Source organism: Pseudomonas sp. DL (genome assembly GCF_047199225.1).
In the GTDB taxonomy this organism is placed as follows: Bacteria; Pseudomonadota; Gammaproteobacteria; order Pseudomonadales; family Pseudomonadaceae; genus Pseudomonas; species Pseudomonas aeruginosa.
Window position 1 is genome coordinate 2952374 of sequence record NZ_CP178323.1, and the last position, 20689, is coordinate 2973062.

18 protein-coding genes are annotated in these 20689 nt (G+C 69.8%); 8 read left to right on the forward strand and 10 right to left on the reverse strand.

Annotated features, from left to right (window positions below):
• Positions 1-78: 78 nt before the first annotated feature.
• The 7 genes from ACI766_RS13765 to zapE all read left to right on the forward strand — a co-directional run bounded on the left by ACI766_RS13765 (position 79) and on the right by zapE (position 7208).
• Entirely contained in the window at positions 79-1164 is a 1086-nt protein-coding gene (locus ACI766_RS13765) for a sigma-54 interaction domain-containing protein (protein ID WP_031684598.1), read from the forward strand.
• Between the two features lie 235 nt (positions 1165-1399).
• On the forward strand, positions 1400-1666 hold the full coding sequence (locus ACI766_RS13770) for a hypothetical protein (RefSeq protein ID WP_003104712.1): 267 nt from the start codon (positions 1400-1402) through the stop codon (positions 1664-1666).
• A gap of 159 nt (positions 1667-1825) precedes the next feature.
• Positions 1826-2386 (forward strand): FMN reductase, encoded by a 561-nt coding sequence (gene msuE, locus ACI766_RS13775; RefSeq protein ID WP_003089470.1) that lies wholly within the window; start codon positions 1826-1828, stop codon positions 2384-2386.
• A gap of 9 nt (positions 2387-2395) precedes the next feature.
• Positions 2396-3541, forward strand: a complete 1146-nt coding sequence (ssuD, locus tag ACI766_RS13780) for an FMNH2-dependent alkanesulfonate monooxygenase (RefSeq protein ID WP_003104713.1) — start codon at positions 2396-2398, stop codon at positions 3539-3541.
• Between the two features lie 29 nt (positions 3542-3570).
• Positions 3571-4755 carry an acyl-CoA dehydrogenase family protein gene (locus tag ACI766_RS13785; RefSeq protein WP_003104714.1) on the forward strand — a complete coding sequence of 395 codons (1185 nt, stop codon included), beginning with the start codon at positions 3571-3573 and terminating at the stop codon, positions 4753-4755.
• Entirely contained in the window at positions 4752-5882 is a 1131-nt protein-coding gene (locus ACI766_RS13790; RefSeq protein WP_003111445.1) for a sigma-54 interaction domain-containing protein, read from the forward strand. Before ACI766_RS13785 ends, ACI766_RS13790 begins: the two co-directional genes overlap by 4 nt.
• 171 nt (positions 5883-6053) lie before the next feature.
• Entirely contained in the window at positions 6054-7208 is a 1155-nt protein-coding gene (zapE, locus tag ACI766_RS13795) for a cell division protein ZapE (RefSeq protein ID WP_003122701.1), read from the forward strand.
• Positions 7209-7273: 65 nt separating this feature from the next.
• Here the strand turns inward: zapE and ACI766_RS13800 are convergent, their stop codons facing one another.
• From ACI766_RS13800 to ACI766_RS13830, 7 genes are all read right to left on the reverse strand, one after another.
• Positions 7274-8401 carry a glycerophosphodiester phosphodiesterase gene (locus ACI766_RS13800; protein WP_003122702.1) on the reverse strand — a complete coding sequence of 376 codons (1128 nt, stop codon included), beginning with the start codon at positions 8399-8401 and terminating at the stop codon, positions 7274-7276.
• A 177-nt stretch (positions 8402-8578) separates the two neighbouring features.
• A complete protein-coding gene (locus tag ACI766_RS13805; RefSeq protein ID WP_019726211.1) occupies positions 8579-9232 on the reverse strand; it encodes a methionine ABC transporter permease in 654 nt (217 codons plus the stop codon).
• Complete coding sequence (locus ACI766_RS13810; RefSeq protein WP_087823967.1) at positions 9216-10325, reverse strand: methionine ABC transporter ATP-binding protein; 1110 nt, start codon at positions 10323-10325, stop codon at positions 9216-9218. The genes ACI766_RS13805 and ACI766_RS13810 overlap by 17 nt, the downstream gene beginning before the upstream one ends.
• Positions 10322-11116, reverse strand: a complete 795-nt coding sequence (locus tag ACI766_RS13815; protein WP_009316120.1) for a MetQ/NlpA family ABC transporter substrate-binding protein — start codon at positions 11114-11116, stop codon at positions 10322-10324. The genes ACI766_RS13810 and ACI766_RS13815 overlap by 4 nt, the downstream gene beginning before the upstream one ends.
• A 31-nt stretch (positions 11117-11147) precedes the next feature.
• Positions 11148-12536 (reverse strand): LLM class flavin-dependent oxidoreductase, encoded by a 1389-nt coding sequence (locus tag ACI766_RS13820; RefSeq protein ID WP_003106871.1) that lies wholly within the window; start codon positions 12534-12536, stop codon positions 11148-11150.
• A 17-nt stretch (positions 12537-12553) separates the two neighbouring features.
• Positions 12554-13771, reverse strand: coding sequence for an SfnB family sulfur acquisition oxidoreductase (locus tag ACI766_RS13825; RefSeq protein ID WP_115282370.1), 1218 nt, complete (start codon positions 13769-13771; stop codon positions 12554-12556).
• Positions 13772-13781: 10 nt separating this feature from the next.
• A complete protein-coding gene (locus tag ACI766_RS13830; RefSeq protein WP_003106870.1) occupies positions 13782-15017 on the reverse strand; it encodes an SfnB family sulfur acquisition oxidoreductase in 1236 nt (411 codons plus the stop codon).
• Positions 15018-15435: 418 nt separating this feature from the next.
• Here ACI766_RS13830 and ACI766_RS13835 point away from each other — a divergent pair, with 418 nt between their 5' ends.
• Complete coding sequence (locus ACI766_RS13835; RefSeq protein ID WP_003106867.1) at positions 15436-16671, forward strand: FAD/NAD(P)-binding oxidoreductase; 1236 nt, start codon at positions 15436-15438, stop codon at positions 16669-16671.
• A 42-nt stretch (positions 16672-16713) separates the two neighbouring features.
• Here the strand turns inward: ACI766_RS13835 and ACI766_RS13840 are convergent, their stop codons facing one another.
• The 3 genes from ACI766_RS13840 to ACI766_RS13850 are packed head-to-tail and all read right to left on the reverse strand — an operon-like array spanning position 16714 to position 20667.
• The gene (locus ACI766_RS13840) at positions 16714-17646 is read right to left on the reverse strand and encodes a carbohydrate kinase family protein (RefSeq protein WP_003106865.1); all 933 of its coding nucleotides are present in this window, start codon (positions 17644-17646) and stop codon (positions 16714-16716) included.
• A 40-nt stretch (positions 17647-17686) separates the two neighbouring features.
• Positions 17687-19195, reverse strand: a complete 1509-nt coding sequence (xylB, locus tag ACI766_RS13845; RefSeq protein ID WP_023087498.1) for a xylulokinase — start codon at positions 19193-19195, stop codon at positions 17687-17689.
• Positions 19192-20667, reverse strand: a complete 1476-nt coding sequence (locus ACI766_RS13850; protein ID WP_003105368.1) for a mannitol dehydrogenase family protein — start codon at positions 20665-20667, stop codon at positions 19192-19194. The genes xylB and ACI766_RS13850 overlap by 4 nt, the downstream gene beginning before the upstream one ends.
• Positions 20668-20689: the final 22 nt, after the last annotated feature.

The following is a 20689-nucleotide window of genomic DNA, read 5'->3' on the forward strand; positions in this document are numbered from 1 at the left end:
TAAATACGAATTCAGAATTTTTTAATCTATGGGTTCCTGGGGCAAGATGGGCGCACATTCCCCGGCTCGGAACCCAGCATGTCCGTCATCACCCATCCCCACGCCCGCGAGCTGACCAAATCGGTGCGCGCCACCGTGCTGGTGTTCAACGACCCCCGTTCCCGCGAGCTGCTGGAGCGCATCGAGCGCCTGGCGCCCAGCGAGGCCAGCGCGCTGGTCATCGGCGAGACCGGCACCGGCAAGGAGCTGGTGGCGCGCCATATCCACGCCCTCAGCGGACGCAACGGCGGCCCGTTCGTCGCGGTCAACTGCGGTGCTTTCGCCGAGAGCCTGGTGGAGAGCGAGCTGTTCGGTCACGAGAAGGGCGCCTTTACCGGTGCGTTGCAGAGCAAGGCCGGCTGGTTCGAGGCAGCCAACGGCGGCACCCTGTTCCTCGACGAGATCGGCGACCTGCCGCCGAGCATCCAGGTCAAGCTGCTGCGCGTGCTGCAGGAACGCGAGGTGGTGCGGCTCGGTTCGCGCCGGCCGATCCCCATCGACGTGCGGCTGGTGGCGGCGACCAACGTCGACCTGGCTGACGCGGTGGTCGCCGGACACTTCCGCGAGGACCTGTTCTACCGCCTGCACGTGGCGACCATCCAACTGCCGCCGTTGCGCGAGCGCCGCGGCGATATCCTGCCGCTGGCCGAGTACTTCATCGTCGAGCACTGCCGGCGCCTCGGCTACACCAGCGCGAGCCTGAGCCCGGAAGCCGAGCGCAAGCTGCTCGGGCATTCCTGGGCGGGCAATATCCGCGAGCTGGAGAACGCCATCCACCACGCGCTGCTGGTCTGCCGCAACCGTCTGATCCAGCCGGCCGACCTGCACCTCATCGACATGCGTGCGCGCCAGGAGCCGAACGGCTTGCGCCGCGCTCCCGAAAGCGCCGCCGGCTCGGCGTTGGAGGCGGCGCTGCAGGCGCTGTTCGAGGAAAACCGCGAGGATCTCTATGAGCACATCGAGGAAACCGTGTTCCGTGCCGCCTATCGCTTCTGCCACGGCAACCAGTTGCAGACCGGACGCCTGCTGGGGATCAGCCGCAACATCGTGCGCGCCCGCCTGGAGAAGATCGGCGAGCTGGAAACCTCGCCACGACACAACGTGGTCTCGCTGGTGGGCAAGTGAGCGTGGCGCTTTACAGTCTTTCACAATTCCCCCACAAAACCGGCAAGAACCCGGACGGCGGCTGTTCTACAACGGAGCGGTGAATCTCGTTGGCCGGACCAGGGACGTCGCCATGCCTCGCTCCGCTCGCCTGTGTCGCTCGCTCCCGGTAGCCGCTTTCCCGGCCGCGCCGAGTCCGCCCGGTCCTCCAGTCACAGCAACCTTGGTTTCCCGACCCGGCGAAGAGGATCGCTGCATGCCGTACTGTTCGCCGGAACAACTCGCCGACCTAGGCCCGCTGCTGGATTGCCTGCGCCGCTGGCCGCGCATCCGCGAGCCGCGGCCGGGGGTGTTCTACCTGGGCGACCAGCCGTTCTGCCAGTTCCATTCGCGCAATGGCCAGCGCTGGGCCGACGTCAAGCGCCGCAAGGGGCGCCTGCCGCCGTTCGTTCTGCCGCCGGGCGACCAGCATTCGGCGCGGGCATTCCAGATATTCCTGCTCCAGGCCTACAAGCTGAACTGAACTGTTGCCCGGGCAACAGTCGGACAGCAGCGCTGTTGCGTGGCTGACAGGCCGAGGCCGGAAACCCGCCGCAACTGCCCGGAAAATGCACATTTCCCCGTTGGTACGGCCCTTGCTCCAGGGCACTGCACCTAGCGCAACAGTCCACAGGGAAATCCCATGACCAGCCCCTTCAAAGTCGTCGCCGTCTCCGGCGGCACCTATCGCCCGTCCCGCACCCTGGTTCTCACCCAGGCCCTGATCGCCGAGCTTGGCCAGTCGTTGCCGATCGACAGCCGGGTCATCGAGCTGACCGACATCGCCGCGCCGCTGGGCGCTACCCTGGCGCGCAACCAGGCGCCGGCGGAACTGCAGGCGGTGCTCGACGAGATCGAAAGCGCCGACCTGCTGCTGGTCGCCTCGCCGGTCTACCGTGGCTCCTATCCGGGCCTGCTCAAGCACCTGTTCGACCTGATCGACCTCAACGCCTTGATCGACACCCCGGTGCTGCTCGCCGCCACTGGCGGCACCGAGCGCCACGCGCTGGTCCTCGACCACCAGTTGCGCCCGCTGTTCAGCTTCTTCCAGGCGATCACCCTGCCCATCGGGGTCTACGCCAGCGAGGCCGACTTCGACAACTACCGGATCGTCAGCGAGCCGCTGAAGGCGCGCATCCGCCTCGCCGCCGAGCGCGCCGCGCCGCTGTTCGGCGGACGCTCCGAACTGTTGAAGATCGCCTGAGGTGCGCCGATGAACGTGTTCTGGTTCCTCCCGACCCACGGCGATGGCCACTTCCTCGGCACCAGCCAGGGCGCGCGGCCGGTCTCGCTGCCTTACCTGAAGCAGGTGGCACAGGCGGCCGACAGCCTTGGCTATCACGGCGTGCTGATCCCCACCGGACGCTCCTGCGAGGACTCCTGGGTGGTGGCCTCGGCGCTGGCGCCGCTGACCGAGCGCCTGCGCTTCCTGGTGGCGATCCGTCCGGGAATCGTTTCGCCGACCGTCTCGGCGCGGATGGCGGCGACCCTCGACCGCCTGTCTGGCGGGCGCCTGCTGATCAACGTGGTCACCGGCGGCGATCCCGACGAGAACCGCGGCGACGGCATCCATCTCGGCCACGCCGAGCGCTACGAGGTCACCGACGAGTTCCTTCGGGTCTGGCGGCGCGTCCTGCAGGGCGAGGCGGTGGACTTCCACGGCAAGCACATCCACGTGGAGAACGCCAAGGCGCTCTATCCGCCGCTGCAACGGCCGTATCCGCCGCTGTACTTCGGCGGTTCCTCGGAGGCCGCCCACGAACTGGCCGGCGAACAGGTGGACGTCTACCTGACCTGGGGCGAGCCGTTGCCGGCGGTGGCGGCGAAAATCGCCGACGTGCGCCAGCGAGCGGCTCGCCATGGGCGTACGGTGAAGTTCGGCATCCGCCTGCATGTGATCGTCCGCGAAACCGCCGAAGAAGCCTGGCGCGCCGCGGACAGGCTGATCGAACACATCTCCGACGAGACCATCGCCGCCGCGCAGCAGTCCTTCGCCCGTTTCGACTCCGAAGGCCAGCGACGCATGGCCGCGCTGCACGGCGGCCGCCGCGATCGCCTGGAGATCCAGCCGAACCTCTGGGCCGGGGTCGGCCTGGTGCGCGGCGGCGCCGGCACCGCGCTGGTCGGCGATCCGCGGCAGGTGGCGGAGCGCATCGGGGAATACGCCGAGCTCGGCATCGACAGCTTCATCTTCTCCGGCTATCCGCACCTGGAAGAGGCCTACCGCTTCGCCGAACTGGTCTTCCCGCTGCTGCCCGAACCCTACGCCAGCCTGGCCGGCCGTGGGCTGACCAACCTGACCGGGCCGTTCGGCGAAATGATCGCCAACGACGTGCTGCCGGCTCGCGCCGGCGCTTGAGCAGCCGGGCCCCCGAGGAGAAACCCCCTGTGAATGCGAAGACCCGCCCCGAGGCGCAAACGCCGTTGCAGATCGCCCGGCGCCTGGCCGCCGATTTCGCCGAGAACGCCGCCGAGCGCGACGTCGCCGGCGGTACCCCGAAGGCCGAGCGCGACGCGTTGCGCCGCAGCGGCCTGTTGTCGCTGATCATCCCGCGCGAATACGGCGGCCTGGGGGCGAGCTGGAGCGAAACCCTGCAAACCGTGCGCGAACTGGCCCGGGTCGACAGCTCGATCGCCCACGTCTATGGCTTCCAGCACCTGATGCTGGCCACCGTGCGCCTGTTCTCGCGGCCCGAGCAATGGCAGCCGTGGTTCGAGCTGACCGCGCGCAACCGCTGGTTCTGGGGCAACGCGCTGAACCCGCTGGACAACCGTACCGTGGCCCGGCGCTTCGACGGCTGGCGCGAGTTCTCCGGGAAGAAGAGCTTCTGCTCCGGCGCCCGCGATTCGGAGATGCTCATCGCCTCGGCACTGGACGGCGAGGGCGGGGCGCTGCTGATTGCCGCCATCCCCACCGCGCGCAGCGGTATCAGCCTGGGCCAGGATTGGGACAACATGGGCCAGCGGCAGACCGACAGCGGCAGCGCGATCTTCGAGCGGGTGCGGGTGGAGGAGAGCGAGTTGCTGCTCGATCCCGGGCCGCTGAGCACGCCGTTCGCCTGCCTGCGGCCGCTGATCGCCCAGTTGATCTTCACCGAGGTGTTCCTCGGCATCGCCGAAGGCGCCTTCGAGGAGGCTCGCCAGTACACCCTGCGCGAAGCGCGACCGTGGTTCCGCTCCGAGGTCGCCGAGGCCAATGCCGACCCCTATGTGCTGGCGCGCTACGGCGAATTCTGGGTCGGCCTGGAAAGCACCCGGGCGCTGGTCGAGCGCGCCGCGCAGCGCCTCGACGCCGCCTGGTCCAAGGGCCCGGCGCTGGACGCCAGCGAGCGCGGCCAGTTGGCCCTGGCCATCGCCGCCGCCAAGGTCGCCGCGACGCGCAACGGCCTCGACCTGTGCAACCGCATGTTCGAAGTCACCGGCGCCCGCTCCACTCACGCCGCCCTGCGCCTGGACCGCTACTGGCGCAACCTGCGCACCCAGACCCTGCACGACCCGCTGGACTACAAGATCCGCGAGCTGGGCGACTGGGCGCTGAACCAGTCACCGCCGCAACCGACCTTCTACTCATGAACGCTTCTACCCGTACTCCCGACCGGCTGCTGACGCTGCCACGTTCGCCGAACCTGGCGACCTCGATCCGCGCCACCGCCCAGGTCTTCGAGGATCCGAAGTCCCAGGCCCTGCTCGAACACCTGCGCCAGGTGGCGCCGAGCGAGGCCAGCGTGCTGGTGATCGGCGAGACCGGCACCGGCAAGGAACTGGTGGCGCGGCATATCCACAACCTCAGCGCGCGGCGCAACGGCCCGTTCGTGGCGGTCAACTGCGGGGCCTTCTCCGAGTCACTGGTGGAAGCCGAGCTGTTCGGCCACGAGAAGGGTGCCTTCACCGGCGCCCTGGCGGCCAAGGCCGGCTGGTTCGAGGAGGCCAACGGCGGCACCCTGTTCCTCGACGAGATCGGCGACCTGCCGATGCCGATCCAGGTCAAGTTGCTGCGCGTGTTGCAGGAGCGCGAGGTGGTGCGCCTGGGGTCGCGCAAGAGCATCCCCATCGACGTGCGCGTGCTGGCGGCGACCAACGTGCAACTGGAGCGGGCGATCAATGCCGGGCACTTCCGCGAGGACCTGTACTACCGGCTCAATGTCGTCAGTCTCGAACTGTCGCCGTTGCGCGAGCGACCCGGCGACATCCTGCCGCTGACCCGCCACTTCATCGCCGAATACAGCCGTCGCCTGGGCTACGGCCAGAGCCAGTTGAGCCCGGAGGCGGCGCAGAAGTTGCGTGCCTATTCCTGGCCGGGGAACATCCGCGAGCTGGAGAACGTCATCCACCATACCTTGCTGATCTGCCGCGACGGGCTGATCCGCGCGGATGACCTGCACCTGTCCAACCTGCGCCTGGAGCGTGGCGAGGAGCTGGCGCGCGGGGGCCCGGCGAGCGGCGCCGCCGAGCACTTGTTGCAGCAGGCTTTCCAGCGTCTGTTCGAAGAGCAGGGCGAGAACCTCCATGGGCGGGTCGAAGATGCCCTGCTGCGCGCGGCGTACCGTTTCTGCCACGGCAACCAGGTGCATACCGCCAACCTGCTGGGACTCAGCCGCAACGTCACGCGCACGCGGCTGATCGCCATCGGCGAACTGGTGGTGAACAAGCGCGGTGGCCAGCGGATCGATGGCGAGCGGGCGGTGCGGTTGTCGATCTGAGTTCAGGCGCTCGGGATCGCGGCGGGTAAGCGCAAGCGGTTATTCGGCCAACCTCCCGCGACTATCCGCCGTGCCGGCGCTGCGGCATTCGCCCAAACCCAGCCGGGCGCAGTAGACTCGGCGCTTTGCGGAGCGTCTGGCTCCGCGCTCTGCGCCAGGTGGAACCGCCCGATGCCCGATACCTCTCCCGATCTGCCGGCCATGTCGCCGCTCGCCGCCTATCGTCAGGCCGTGGAACAGCGCGGTTTCGCTCCCGACGAGGCGCAGCGGCGCGCAGCCGAGGCGCTGGAGCGTTGTTTCCAGGCCCTGCACGAGCCGCACCGCCACGGCGCGATCCAGGGCGTCTACCTGTGGGGACCGGTAGGACGCGGCAAGACCTGGCTGATGGACCACTTCTACCAGTGCCTGCGCGTGCCCGCGCGGCGCCAGCACTTCCACCACTTCATGCAATGGGTGCACCAGCGCCAGTTCGAACTGACCGGTACAGCCGACCCGTTGCGCGCCCTGGCCCGCGAGTTGGCGCGGGACGTGCGGGTGCTGTGCTTCGACGAGCTGTTCGTCAGCGATATCGGCGACGCCATCCTGCTCGGCAGCCTGCTGCGCATCATGTTCGAGGAGGGCGTGGTGCTGGTGGCCACTTCCAACCAGCCACCGGAGCAGTTGTACGCCGACGGTTTCAACCGCGAACGCTTCCTCCCGGCGATCGAGGCGATCCAGCGGCACATGGCGGTGGTCGCGGTGGATGGCGGCCAGGACCACCGCCTGCATCCCGGCCGGGCCGAGCAACGCTACTGGGTGGTGGAGGCGGGGCAGGCGAGCGGTTTCGCCGAACTCTTCGCGCGCCTGAGTGCCGGCGAAGCGGCATCCACGCAGCCCATCGAACTGGGGCACCGCCCGCTGGCGGTGCACCGGCACAGCGAATCGGTGCTCTGGTGCAGCTATGCGCAGCTCTGCGAGGCGCCGCTGTCGGCACTGGACTTCATCGGCCTTTGCGACCGCTACCGGGCGATCCTGATGGACGACCTGCCGTGCCTGAGCGCCAGCCAGCGCGAAGGCCGCATAGCCCGTGGCACCGAGGACGGCGCGCAACTGGTGGAGGCGGGTGATCGCGAATTGCCGCAGTTGTCGGTGCACGACGACGGCGTGCGGCGCTTCATCGCCCTGGTGGACGAATGCTACGACCGCAAGGTGCCGCTCTACCTGGAGGCCAGGGTGCCGTTGGAGGCACTTTATACCGAGGGCTACCTGGCCTTCGCCTTCCGTCGCACCCTCAGCCGGCTGCGCGAGATGCAGCTGGCACGCTTCGGCAGCGACAGCGCCGGCTAGCGCCGCGCCGCCGAAGCGGGAACTGCGGATGGCCGCCCGCGCTCATCCGCCGGCCAGGCCGAGGCTCAGTAGCCGTGCCGGCGCAGCAGCGCGTCCATGTCTTGCGCCGCCGGGCGGCCCTGGAACTTCAGCAGTTCCGAGGTGCGGTTGGTGAAGAAACCGTCGACGCCGGCCGCGCCTAGGGCCTTGAAGTCTTCCGCCGAGTCCACCGAGTAGGCATGGATGAACAACCCGCGCGCGTGGGTCATGCGGTTCATCCAGGGTTTCACCAGGTCGGCGTAGCTCTGTTCGCCGCGTTCGCTGAGGGTCGCCGAGGGCCCGGTGCCCAGCGCGCCGTGGGCCTTGGCCCAGTCCAGCCAGGCGCCGAACTCGGCTTCGGACTTCACTTCCTGCCTGGCGTAGAAGGCCGCCTTGTCGGTTTCCCCGGATTCCTTGAAGGTCACTGGCGAACGGGCTTCCAGGTAACCGTCGCCGAGCCACAGCAGGAGAATCTTCGGCACTTGCGGCATGCTTTCTTGCAGCAGCTCCAGGCTGCTCTTCTCGAAGGTCTGCAGGATCACCCGGCCATTGCCGTGGGCCACGTCGACATGCCCGGCGGCGGCGCGCTCGCGGGGTTGCAGCCAGCCGCGGCGTTCCAGCAGCTTGCGCAGGTCGTCTTCGATGCCGGGGAATTGCGCCGGTACCTTGGTCTCCAGGTACAGGCCCGGCTTGTTGGCGCCGCCCTCGGCGATGTCGAGCATCTCGTCGAGGGTGAGGATGCGCAGGCCGACGAAGCCGGGCCGGGCGCGCTCGGGGAAGGCGCGATTGAACCAGGAGCCGGCGTCCAGGCGCTTGAGTTCGGCGAGAGTGAAGCTGCTCACCGGGTCCTTGGCGCGCTCCGGGAAGACCTCGGCGACGTCGGTGGTGCGCTCCAGGGTGTCGTCGTGGAGGGCGACCAGCACGCCGTCGCGGCTGCGCTGCACGTCGGCTTCCAGGTAGTCGGCGCCGAGGTCGCGGGCCAGCAGGTAGGCCGCGGCGGTTTCCTCGGGGGCGTCGTACGAGGCGCCGCGGTGGGCGATGACCGCCGGCCAGGGCACGCCGGCGGCGGCGCTGAGGGCCTTGCCGGACGGCTCCGCGGCCTGGGCGGCGAGCCCCGCCGTCAGGCCGAGGAGGCCCAGGGTCTTGAATGTTCCTTGCCAGAATCTTTGCCGCATGAGGCGCCTTTCCTTCTTTCTTTTTCACGGGATTGCCGACCAGTCTGGCGTCGCCGGATGACCGGAGGACGACAGATACAGGTCTGTCCGGCGCGGGGAAAGATGCGCTGTCGCGGCGACGCTCGTTCCTGTCGCCCTCGGCAAAGCGCCAGCCCTCCCGGGCCGGGAGGGCGGATTCTACAGGCGTTTGTTCAGCAGGCGGGCCAGGCGGTCGCCGCCGAACTGGATCAACGTGACCAGCAGCACAAGGACGATGATCACGGTGAGCATCACCTGGGTGTCGAAGCGCTGGTAGCCGTAGCGGTAGGCCAGGTCGCCGAGGCCGCCGGCACCGATCGCGCCGGCCATGGCCGAGGAATTGATCATGGTCACCAGGGTGATGGTGAAGCCGCCGACGATGCCCGGTCGCGCCTCCGGCAACAGTACGTTGCAGATGATGTGGCGGCGTTCGCAGCCCATCGCCTGGGCCGCCTCCACCAGGCCGTGGTCGACTTCGCGCAGGCTGACCTCGGCGATCCGCGCGAAGAACGGCGTGGCGGCGATGGTCAGCGGCACCACCGCGGCCCAGACTCCATAGCTGGTGCCGACGATCATCCGGGTAAAGGGAATCAGCGCCACCATCAGGATCAGGAAGGGTACCGAGCGCAGCACGTTGACCACAGCGCCCAGGATGCGATTGAGCAGGCGCGCCTCGAAGATCCCGCCCGGCCCGGTGGTGACCAGCACCAGGGCCAGCGGGATACCCACCAGCAGGACGATGGCGGAGGACGCGCCGATCATCAGCAGCGTATCGAGGAAACCTTGCCAGAGCCGTTCAAGCATGGGCGACATGGCCGAGCACCTCCACCTTGTCCGCCACCAGCGCGGCCTTCGCCAGCACGCCGGGAAGCTCGCCGGGCGGCGCGCCGACCTGTAGCAGCAGGCGCCCCAGGGCGCGGCCCTGGATCCGCTCTATGCCGCCGTGGAGCAGGTCGACGCGCTGGCCGATGGCCTTGGCGATGGCCAGCAGGTCCGGCACCCGTCGGCTGGCGCCGGTGTACTGGAGATCGAGCAGCACCGGGTCGCCGCCGCCGGGAGCCTGGCGCAGGCGCGCCTGGAGGTCGGCCGGGAGGGCGGCGCGCAGGCTGCCGAGCAGGCTTCGGGTGACGGCATGGCGCGGATCGCCGAAGACTTCCCAGACTTCGCCCTGTTCGACGATGCGGCCGCATTCGAGGACCACCACGCGGTCGCAGATCTCGCGGATGACCGCCATCTCGTGGGTGATCAGGACGATGGTCAGGCCCAGCCGGCGGTTGATGTCGCGCAGCAGCGCGAGGATCGCCTGGGTGCTCTCCGGGTCCAGCGCCGAGGTGGCTTCGTCGCAGAGCAGTATCTGCGGCTGGTGCACCAGCGCGCGTGCGATGCCGACGCGCTGTTTCTGTCCGCCGGAGAGCTGTGCCGGATAGGCGTCGCGTTTTTCCTCCAGGCCGACCAGTTGCAGCAGCCCGGCGACCCGCTCCTCGATCCGTGCCCGGGGCACCCCGGCCACCCGCAGCGGCAGGGCGATGTTCTGCCGCACGGTCTTGGCCGACATCAGGTTGAAGTGCTGGAAGATCATGCCGATGCGTCGGCGCAGGGCGACCAGGCGCTGGCCGTCGTAGCCGCCGATGTCTTCATCGTCGATCAGCACCTGCCCCTCGCTGGGACGCTCCAGGCGATTGAGGGTGCGGATCAGCGAGGACTTGCCGGCGCCGCTGCGGCCGATGATGCCGAACACTTCGCCGCGGCGGATTTCCAGGTCGATCTCCCGCAGGGCCTGGACCCCGCCGGGGTAGCGCTTGCCCAGGCCGTGGAGACGGATGTGCGGCGTGGAGGCGCGCGTGTCGGGCGCCGTCGGGAACGGTTCGAGGGGCAGCAGGCTCGGGGGAACGGTCATGGTCGTCACTCCCAGCCCGGCTGGTACAGCGTGCCATGGGCCTTGTCCAGCGCGGCGCGGACCACCGGCGAATGCTGGTAGATGTCGACGAAGCGCGCCAGGCGGCCGTCGCGGTCCTGGTAGTCGCCGCGGGTGACGAACTGGATCACGTATTCCCGGTTGTCGATCCCGTCGAACAGCAGCGCCCGGGTCGGGTCGATGGTCCCGGCCAGGCGCAGGTAGTGCGGGTAGCCCTGGGCCAGGTCGAAATCGTCGAGGGCGCGCGCCAGTTGCACCGCCTCCAGCTCGGTGATGCGGATGTCCTTCGGGTTGTCGACGATATCGTCGAGGGTCGCCTTGTAGCCGACGCCGTCCCTGAGCTTCAGCAGGCCGGCCTTCTGTAGCAGTTGCAGGCCGCGGCCGCCATTGATCGGGTCGTTGGCGATGGCCACGCTGGCGCCTTCCGGCAACTCTGCGAGGCTGGCGTAGCGCTTCGAATAGAGCCCGACGTTGTTGATGATCCCCGGCGCGAACGGCTTCAGCCGGAAGCCGCCTTCGCGGTTGGCGTTTTCCAGGAAGGGCACGTGCTGGAAGTAGTTGGCGTCGATGTCGCCCTGGGCGAGGGTGATGTTGGGGGCGTTCCAGTCGCTGAACTCGACCAGTTCGACCTTCAGTCCCTGCTTGCCGGCTTCGCTCACGGCGACTTCCAGCGGCGGGGCGAAGGCGGCGGTGGTGCCGATCTTCAGCGGGGCGTCGGCGGCCTGGGCCGGGCCGCTGCCGAGGAGGACGGCCAGGCTCAGGGTTTTCAGAGTGTTCAGCATGGTGGGCTCCTGAACGAAAGGGAAAGTGGGGTCAGGCCTGGCGCTGGCGCGCGGCCGGGGGCTGGCGGAAGGCGGCGCCGGCGTGTTCCGCCTGCAGGCGCGCGCGGCCGCCGCCGAAGAGCTTCTCCCGCAGGGTGCCGGGAGCGTAGGCGGTCTTGTAGCTGCCGCGTGCCTGCAACTCGGGCACCACCAGGTCGATGAAGTCGGCGTAGCTCTCCGGCTCCACGGTGCGGGTCAGGTTGAAGCCGTCCAGGCCGGTATCGGCGATCCAGCCTTCGAGGTCGTCGGCGACCTGGCGCGGGTCGCCTACCAGGGTCACGTAGCGGCCGCCCAGGGCCAACTGGTCGAGGAGCTTGCGCACGGTGGAGTCGGTGCGCGCCACGGTGAGGTTCTTCACCACCGACTCGATGGCGTTGTTCTTCTCGTAGCGGATCGGCTCGTCGAGTCCGTAGCGCGACAGGTCGATGCCGCTGGAGCTGGCGAAGTGCGCCAGGCCGGCCTCGGGGCTGGCGTAGCGGCGGTACTCGGCATGCTTGTCGCGGGCCTCGGCCGCGGTGGCTGCGACGATCACGTTGATGCCCATGAAGATCCTGATGTCCTCGGCGCGACGGCCGGCGCCGACCACCGCCGCGCGGATGCGCTGCACCAGTTGGCGGGTGGCCTCGCGGGTCTGTCCGGAGACGAACACGCATTCGGCGTGGCGCGCGGCGAAGGCCAGGCCACGCTCCGAGGAGCCGGCCTGGAACAGCACCGGGGTGCGCTGTGGCGAGGGCTCGGCGAGGTGGTAGCCCTCGACCTGGTAGAACTCGCCATGGTGGCGGATCTTGTGGATCTTCTCCGGCCGCGCGTAGACCCGTCGCTGGCGGTCGGCGAGCACCGCGTCGTCTTCCCAGCTGCCCTCCCAGAGCTTGTAGAGGACCTCCAGGTACTCGTCGGCGCGGTCGTAGCGGCGGTCGTGCTCGATCTGCGCGGACTGGCCCATGGCCTTGGCCGCGCTTTCCAGGTAGCCGGTGACGATGTTCCAGCCGATCCGCCCGTCGCTCAGGTGGTCGAGGGTCGAGAGCCGCCGGGCGAACGGGTAGGGCGCCTCGTAGGTGAGGTTGGCGGTGACGCCGAAACCCAGGTGCTCGGTGACCCCGGCCATGGCCGAGACCAGCATCAGCGGGTCGTTCACCGGCAACTGGACGGCTTCGCGGGCGGTCACCTCGATGCCGCCCTGGTAGACGTCGTAGACGCCGAGGATATCGGCGATGAACAGGCCGTCGAACAGGCCGCGCTCCAGCAGCCGGGCCAGCTCGGTCCAGTGGCGCAGTTTGCGGTAGTCGCTGGAGCGGTCGCGCGGGTGGGTCCAGAGGCCGTGGTTGATATGGCCGACGCAATTCATGCTGAAGGCGTTTAGGAGAATCTGCTTCTTGCTCATGGCGGTTCCTTCGGCGTTCAGAGCGTGCCGCGGCGTGGCGGCAGGCGGCCGTTGAGGTAGTAGTCGCCGACCGCGTGGTACTTCCAGCGCACCGGGTCGTGCAGGGTGTGTACGCGGGCGTTGCGCCAGTGGCGGTCGAGACCGAGTTCGGCGAGACAGGCGCGGCTGCCGCCAAGCTCGATCAGCTTGCTGCCGGCCAGCAGGGCGACCTCGGTGGTCAGCGCGCGGGCTTCGGCGACGGCGATCGAGGCGGCCGCCACGCTTTCCGCGTCCGGCTCGGCGGTGGCCCGGTCGAGCACCCGCCCGGCACGCTCCAGCAGCGCTTCGGCGGCGTGCAGGCGGATCGCCAGGCGGCCGATCTCATGGATGGTCAGTGGGTCGGCGCTGGCCTTGTCGACGCCGGAGTCGACCCAGGGCCGGGCGCGCTCGCGGACGAAACGCAGGGTGTCCTCGAAGGCGCCGCGGGCGATCCCGGCGTCGATCGCCGCGTGGAGGATCTGCGCCAGCGGGCCGACGGTGGTCGGGCGCTCGAAGGCGTCCTGGAACGAGACCACGTCCTCGGCGGCCACCGGTACCCGGTCGAACAGCGCCGAACCGCTGCCGGTGGTGCGTTGACCGAAGCCGGACCAGTCGTCGACGATTTCCAGCCCGGCGCTGTCGCGCGGGACGAAGGCCAGTTGCTGGCGGCCCTCGTCGTCCACCGCCAGGGTCGGCACCCGCTGCGCGTAGAGTGCGCCGGTGCAGTAGAACTTGCGCCCGTCCAGGCGGTAGCCGTCGCCGTCGGCGCGCAGGCGGGTACGGCGCTCGCTGGCGGTACGCGTGCCGATCTCGGCCAGGGCGTTGCCGAAACGCTCGCCGGCCAGGGCGGCGCCGAACAGGCGACCTTTCTGCGCCGGCGAGCCATTCACCCGCAGCACTTCGAGGGCGTAGAAATGGTTCTGCGGAATCTGCCCCAGGGAACTGTCGGCGGCGCTGACGATCGCCACCACCTTCGCCAGGGTCACCCGCGAGACGCCGGCCCCGCCATATTCGCGGGGCACCGCGATGCCCCACAGGCCGGAGCGGGAGAACAGTTCCAGTTCTTCCAGCGGCAGGCGCCGCTCGCGGTCGCGCTGGATGCTTTCGCGGGCGAACAGGGCGGCCAGCTCGCGGGCCGTTTCCAGGGCTTCGTCGTCGCTGCCGATGCGATGGGCAGCGGCCGTGGGATTGTCGCGTGTAGCGTGTGCGAGGCTCATCGGGCGCTCCTCAGATCCATGAGTGACGCGCCGGACGGGCGCCGTTCAGGTAGTAGTCGCCGACCGCGTGGACTTTCCAGCGCACCGGGTCGTGCAGGGTATGGGTGCGGGCGTTGCGCCAGTGCCGGTCGAGGTTGAACTCGGCGAGCGTGGCACGGCTGCCGGCCAGCTCGAAGAGCTTCTCGCTGGCGGCCAGGCTGATCTCGGTGCTCAGCACCTTGGCCTCGGCCACGGCGATCGAGGCGCGTGCCGCCGACTCGGCGTCCACCGGCCGCGCGGCCACTTCGTCGAGGACCTGGCCGGCCTTCTCCAGCAGGGCGTTGGCGGCGTGCAGCTCGATTTGCAGGCGGCCGACCTCGGCGATGCTGTAGAGCTCATCGCTGGCGCGTTCGACCTGGGCGTCGATCCAGGGCCGGCTGCGTTCGCGGACGAAAGCCTGGGCGTCGTCCAGCGCCGCCTGGGCGATGCCGGCGTCGATGGCGGCCTGGATCAGTTGCGAGACGGCGCCCTGGAGGCTCGGGATCTCAGCCAGCAGGCCGTTGTGGATCAGCATGTCGCCGGCTACCGGAACCTCGTCCAGCAGTACCGTGCCGCTGGCGGTGGTGCGCTGGCCGAAGCCGGACCAGTCGTCGACGATGCGCAGGCCGGGAGCGCCGCGCTCGACGAAGAGCATCACCGCGCGCTCTTCCTCGTCGATGGCCTTGACCGCCACCCAGTGGGCGAACAAGGCGCCGGTGGAGTAGAACTTCTCGCCGCTGACCCGGTAGCCGTCGCCGTCGCGACGGACCCGCGCCTTCAGCTCCAGGGTGTGGCGGGTATTGCGCTCCGGGCCGGCGTTGGCCAGCCGGCGGCCGTCGAGGATGCCACGGAACAGCTTGCGTTTCTGCGCCGGGCTGGCGACGTTGTCGATCACGCTGAGCAGGCCGAACTGGTTCTGCGGAATCTGTCCGAGGGCCGGGTCGGCGGCACAGATGACACGGAACACCTCGGCCAGGGTCACATGGGAAACCTGCGCGCCGCCATGGGCGCGGGGAATGCCGATGCCGCCCAGGCCGAGGCGGGTGAAGAGTTCCAGTTCCTGCCAGGGCAGGCGTCGTTCGCGGTCGCGTAGCGCCGCTTCGCGACGGGCCAGTCCGGCTACCTCGTGGGCGGCCTGCAACGCCTGGGCGTCGTTCTCGATGAGGCGTGCCGGGAGTAGCCGGGGCGCCTGGTCACGAAGATCCTTGGGTGCGGTTTCGTCGGTCATGGTTCAGCCTTGCAGCGTGGTGGTTCCGCCAGCGGCATCGGTGTGGCGCGGCTCGCGGGTTCGGTGGTGCGGGTGGAACGCCTGGAGGAGGGAGGGGAAACAGGCGGTAACGACATGCTCGCTGGGCACCTCTGGCAGTTCGGATAGGTGGCTGGCGCGATCGCCAAGCCTCTGCCGGGTCTGTTTGCACAAGCCGTGCCGTTTGCTAATCCATAGAAAAATCAAAGATTTGGAGGTTTTTTCCAACAGTTTCTGCTGGTCCGCGGGCGCTGCCTGTTGCTCCGCTGTTGCCAGGGCAACAGTTACCGGCGGATTACAGCCGGATGCCGCGCGCCGGCGCCGTGCTGCTAGGGTGATAGGGTTTCGCGCGCGGCGGCCTGGCGCGCGTCCACCCACTCGGATCGTCGAAGGAACTCCCATGCAGAGCGCTAACGCTTCAGAACTCACCACCGACATCGCCGTGATCGGCGGCGGCGCGGCCGGCATCGGCGTGATCGCCAGCCTGCTGAAACGTTCGCCGGGGTTGCGTATCAGCCTGATCGAGCCGGCGGACACCCACTACTACCAACCGGGCTGGACCCTGGTCGGTGGCGGCGCCTACGCACAGGGCGACACCGCGCGGCCGATGGCCGGGCTGGTCCCGCCCGGCGTGGAGTGGTTGCGCACCCGCGTCGAGCGGGTCGACCCCGAGGCGCGCCGACTGTTGCTGGAGGGCGGCGACAGCCTGGAATACCGCAACCTGATCGTCTGCCCCGGCCTGCGCCTGGCCTGGGAGCGCATCGAGGGCCTGGAGGAGACCCTGGGGCGCAACGGCGTCACCTCCAACTACCGCTACGACCTGGCGCCCTACACCTGGGAGCTGGTGCGCGGCCTGCGCGGCGGCAAGGCGCTGTTCACCCAGCCGGCGATGCCGATCAAGTGCGCCGGGGCGCCGCAGAAGGCCATGTACCTGTCCTGCGACCACTGGCTGCGGGAGGGCGTGCTGCAGGACATCGAGGTCGAGTTCGACCTGGCCGGCGCGGCGTTGTTCGGTGTCGCCGATTTCGTTCCGCCGCTGATGGAGTACGTGCGCAAGTATTCGGCCGAGCTGGCGTTCAATTCCAACCTGGTGAAGGTCGACGGCGCGGCGCGCAAGGCCTGGTTCGAGGTGAAGGACGCCGACGGCAACACCAATCTGGCGGAAAAGGACTTCGACCTGCTGCACGTGGTGCCGCCGCAGCTGCCGCCGACCTTCGTCGCCGCCAGCGGCCTGGGCGACGCGGCCGGCTGGTGCGAAGTCGACCCGGCGACCCTGCAACATGTCCGCCATGGCGAGATCTTCGCCCTCGGCGATGTCTGCGGCACCGCCAACGCGAAGACCGCGGCGGCGGCGCGCAAGCAGATCGTGGTGGTGGCCGAGAACCTTCTCGGCCTGCGCAGCGGCCGTGGCCTGCCGCTGCGCTACGACGGCTACGGCGGTTGTCCGCTGACCGTCGAGCGCGGCCGGGTGGTGCTGGCGGAGTTCGGCTATGCCGGCAAGCTGCTGCCGACCTTCCCGCTGGAGCCCACCGCGGCCAGCCGCTTCGCCTGGCTGCTCAAGCGCCACGTACTGCCCTGGGTGTACTGGAACGCCATGCTCAAGGGCCGGGAGTGGCTGGCGCGGCCGGGGCGCTAGACCGGGCGGCAGCCCTCGGCCTGACCCTCCGCACGGCCGGCCTCAAAGCTCGTGGGCGAACGGCAGGTCCGGCCCCACCCGCGAGCAGGTGACCGCCGCCGCGCGGATGGCGAAGGCGAGCATCGCGTCGATCGCTTCCCGCGACAGCGCGGCTAGCCCGGCCGGGCTGTCGGCGTCGAGGCGGCGGAGGTAGGCGAGGGTCGCCGCCTGGAAGGTATCGCCGGCGCCGACCGTATCGCGCAGTGGCAGGGCGGTATCCGCCGGGCGACTCCAGCTGCCGTGGGTGCAGTGCACGCTGGCGCCGGCCCCGCCGTGGGTGACGAAGACCAGCCGGCAGCGCGGGTTCAGCCAGCCGCGGGCCACCTCGCCGGGGTCGCGCCCGGGGTAGAGCAGGGCCAGGTCTTCCTCGCTGGCCTTGATCAGGTGCGCATGACTGGCGAAGGCCTCGACCCGGCGCCGCCAGAGGTCGATGTCCGGCTGCGGGTCGAGGCGCACGTTGGGATCCAGGCTGACCAGGCGCCGGCCGCTCTCGCGCCGGACCAGCGCCAGCAGGGTGTCGGCCACCGGTGTCACCACCAGGGTATAGGAGCCGACGTGCAAACCGCGTATCCGCCCATCCAGCGTCGGCAGGTGTTCCAGGCGCACCTGGCGGTCGGCGCAGCCGTCGCCGCGGAACTGGTATTGCGCCGAGCCGCTGGCGTCGAGGCCGACCATCGCCAGGGTGGTCGGGGCGTCGCTGGGCACCAGGAAGCCGCAGTCCACGCCTTCTTCTTCGAGCACCCGGCGCAGCCGCGTGCCCAGGTAGTCGCTGGACAGCCCGCCGAACAGCGCCGCCTCCACGCCCAGCCGGCGCAGGCCGACGGCGACGTTGAACGGCGAGCCGCCGGCGATCGCGGTGAAGCCCAGCTCGTTGCTGCGCGCAGCGCTTTCCAGGCTGAAGACATCGAAAAGGGCCTCGCCACACACCAGGTACATGCAGATCTCCAAAACGCCAGAAGAGGAAGGAAAGCGACCATTATCGCGGAGGCAGGTGCTCCAGGTAACGCCGGTAGGCCTGTTCGTAGGCCGCCTGTTGTCGCGCCTGGGGCTGGGTGCGGGTCGACTCGTCGAGCGCCACGCAGCGACGGCACAGGGCTTCCAGGCTTTCACCGGCGCCGCTTTCGCGGCCCAGGCTCCAGGCCGCCTGGAGCGCCGCGCCAAGGGCGGCGGCCTCGGTCTGCCGCGGACAGACCAGCGGCAGGCCGAGCAGGTCGGCGAGCGTCCGCCGCCACAGCGGGTTCTTCGCCGCGCCGCCGACCAGGCGGATTTCCTCGCCCGGCAGGCCGCTGGCGCGCAGCAGGTCGAGGCCGTAGCGCAGGCCGAAGGCGGTGCCTTCGAGCACCGCCCGGCAAAGATTGGCGCGGCTCAGGTTGGCCGCGGTCATGCCATGCAGGCTGGCGCTGGCGTGCGGTAGCGCCGGAACCCGCTCGCCGTCGAAGAACGGCAGCATCAGCAGACCCTCGGCGCCGACCGGCGCCTGGGCGGCCAGCCGGGAGAATTCGTCGAGGTCGAGGTGCAGCAGGTCCTGTACCAGGCCGCAGGCGCCGGTGAGGTTCATCGTGCAGGCCAGCGGCAGCCAGCCGCCGGACGAGGCGCAGAAGGTCGCCAGCTCGCCGTGCGGACTGACCAGCGGCCGCTCGGCATAGGCGCTCAGGGTGCCGGAGGTGCCCAGGCTGGCGGTGAGCAGGCCGGGGCGGATGTTGCCGGTGCCGATGGCGGCGAGCATGTTGTCGCCGCCGCCGCAGGCGACCCGCGTGTGGGGAGCCAGGCCGAGGGCGGCGGCCGCTTCGGGGCGCAGGTTGCCGATGCAGGCGCCGGGCTCGATCAGCTCCGGCAGCGCCGCCGCCAGGCGTCCGCCCGGCTCGACCAGCTCCAGCACGTCGCTGGCCCAGGTGCGCCGGCGCACGTCGAAGTAGCCGCTGCCGGAGGCGTCGCCCGCTTCGCTGCAGACGCGGCCGGTGAGCCAGTGGTTGAGGTAGTCGTGGGGCAGGAGGATGTGCGCGACGCGGGCGAACAGCTCGGGAAAGCGGCGCCTGCTCCAGAGCAGCTTGGACAGCGTGTAGCCCGGCGCGAGCACCAGTCCCAGGCGTTCCAGCGAGCCGGCCGGGCCGCCGAGGGCTTCCAGCAGCTCGCGGTTCTCCGCCGCGCTCTCGGTGTCGCACCAGAGCTTGGCCGGGCGTAGCGCCCGGCCCTCGGCGTCGAGCAGGAGCAGCCCATGCTGCTGGGCGGAAACCGCCAGGGCGCGGACCTCGCGGCCGTCCACCGCGGCTTCTTCCAGGGCCATGCGTACCGCGCTGGCCATGGCTTCCAGCCAGTCCGCCGGGTCCTGCTCGCGGCGTCCGTCGCGGCCTTCCGGCGGGCGCTGCGCGGCGCTGCCCAGGCCCAGCGTGCGGCCGCTGCCGGCGTCGAGCAGCAGCGCCTTGCTACCCTGGGTGCCGCAATCGATGCCGAGGAACAATCCGTGCATGCGGCCCTTCGGAGTCATTCGCCGAGTACCTGGCGCAGGGTTTCGCTGACGCCGTGTCGGCGCAGGCTGTCGTAGAGCCGCTCGAAGGCCTCGACGAAGGCCGCCGAGGCCGGGATCGCCGGGCCGAACACGGTCTCCACGCCGAGCAGGCGCCGGCCCAGGCCGTGGCGTTCGGCAACCAGCGCCTGGCATTCGGCGGCGCGCGGATCGGGAATCGGGTAGCGTTCGCCATGCTCGTCGACCCCGCCCAGGTACAGCGCCCAGGCCGCCACCACCAGGGCCACCCGTTCCAGCGGCCGGCCGGCGGCGATCAGCCGATTGGCGGTGGGGACGATGAACTTGGGAAACTTCGACGAGCCGTCCGAGCAGACCCGTTCCAGTTGGTCGGCGATGGCGCGGTTGGCGAAGCGCTCGACCAGGCTGTCCTTGTAGCGTTCCAGGTCGATCCCCGGTACCGGTGCCAGCAGCGGGGCCACGTCGCGGTCCATGAAGGCCCGCACGTAGCGACGCAGCAGCGGGTCGCCGAGGGTCTCGTGGACGAAGCGGTAGCCGCGCAGGAAGCCCAGGTAGGTGAGCGCCAGGTGGCTGCCGTTGAGCAGGCCGATCTTCATCTCCTCGTAGGGCGTGACGTCGTCGGTGAACTGCACGCCGACCTTTTCCCAGGCCGGGCGCCCAGCGCTGAAACGATCTTCCAGCACCCATTGCACGAAGGGTTCGCAGACCACCGGCCAGGCGTCTTCCACGTCGTGCCGTTGGGCCAGTTGGCGGCGGTGGGCGGGGCTGGTCATCGGGGTGATGCGGTCGACCATGGCGTTGGGAAAGCTGACGTGCGTCGCGATCCAGCGCGCCAGCCCCGGGTCGAGCCGTTCGGCGAAGGCCAGCAGCGCCTTGCGCGCCACCTCGCCGTTATGCGGGAGGTTGTCGCAGGACATCACGGTGAACGCCGGCACGCCTGTGTCGCGGCGCCGCCGCAGAGCCTCGCAGAGAAAGCCGAAGACCCCGCGCGGGGTCCGCGGGTTGGCCAGGTCGTGGCGCACCAGCGGCAACTCGGCGAGGAACTCGCCGCTGCCATCGTCGATGCAGTAGCCGCCTTCGGTGATGGTCAGCGAGACGATGCGGATGGCCGGCTCGGCAAGTTTTTCCAGCAGCGCCTCGGCGCCGTCCTCGGCGAGCAGCATGCCGCTGATGGCGCCGATCACGCGGACCTCGGTGTCCGGTTGGTCGCCCAGCTCGTAGAGGGTGTAGAGGTAGTCCTGGGCGGCCAGGGCGTCGTGCATGGCGCGGTCGTCGCTGCGCAGGCCGGCGCCGCAGATCGCCCAGTCGAGGGCTTCGCCGCGGTTCATCAGGGCGTCGGTGTAGGCCGCCTGGTGCGCGCGGTGGAAGCCGCCGACGCCGATGTGGACGATGCCCTGGCGCAGTTGCGCGGGGTCGTAGGACGGGCGGGCGACAGCGGTCGCCAGCAGGGGGAGGTGCTGCCGGTTGAGTTTCATCGGTGGGTTCCCGCTGGCGGCT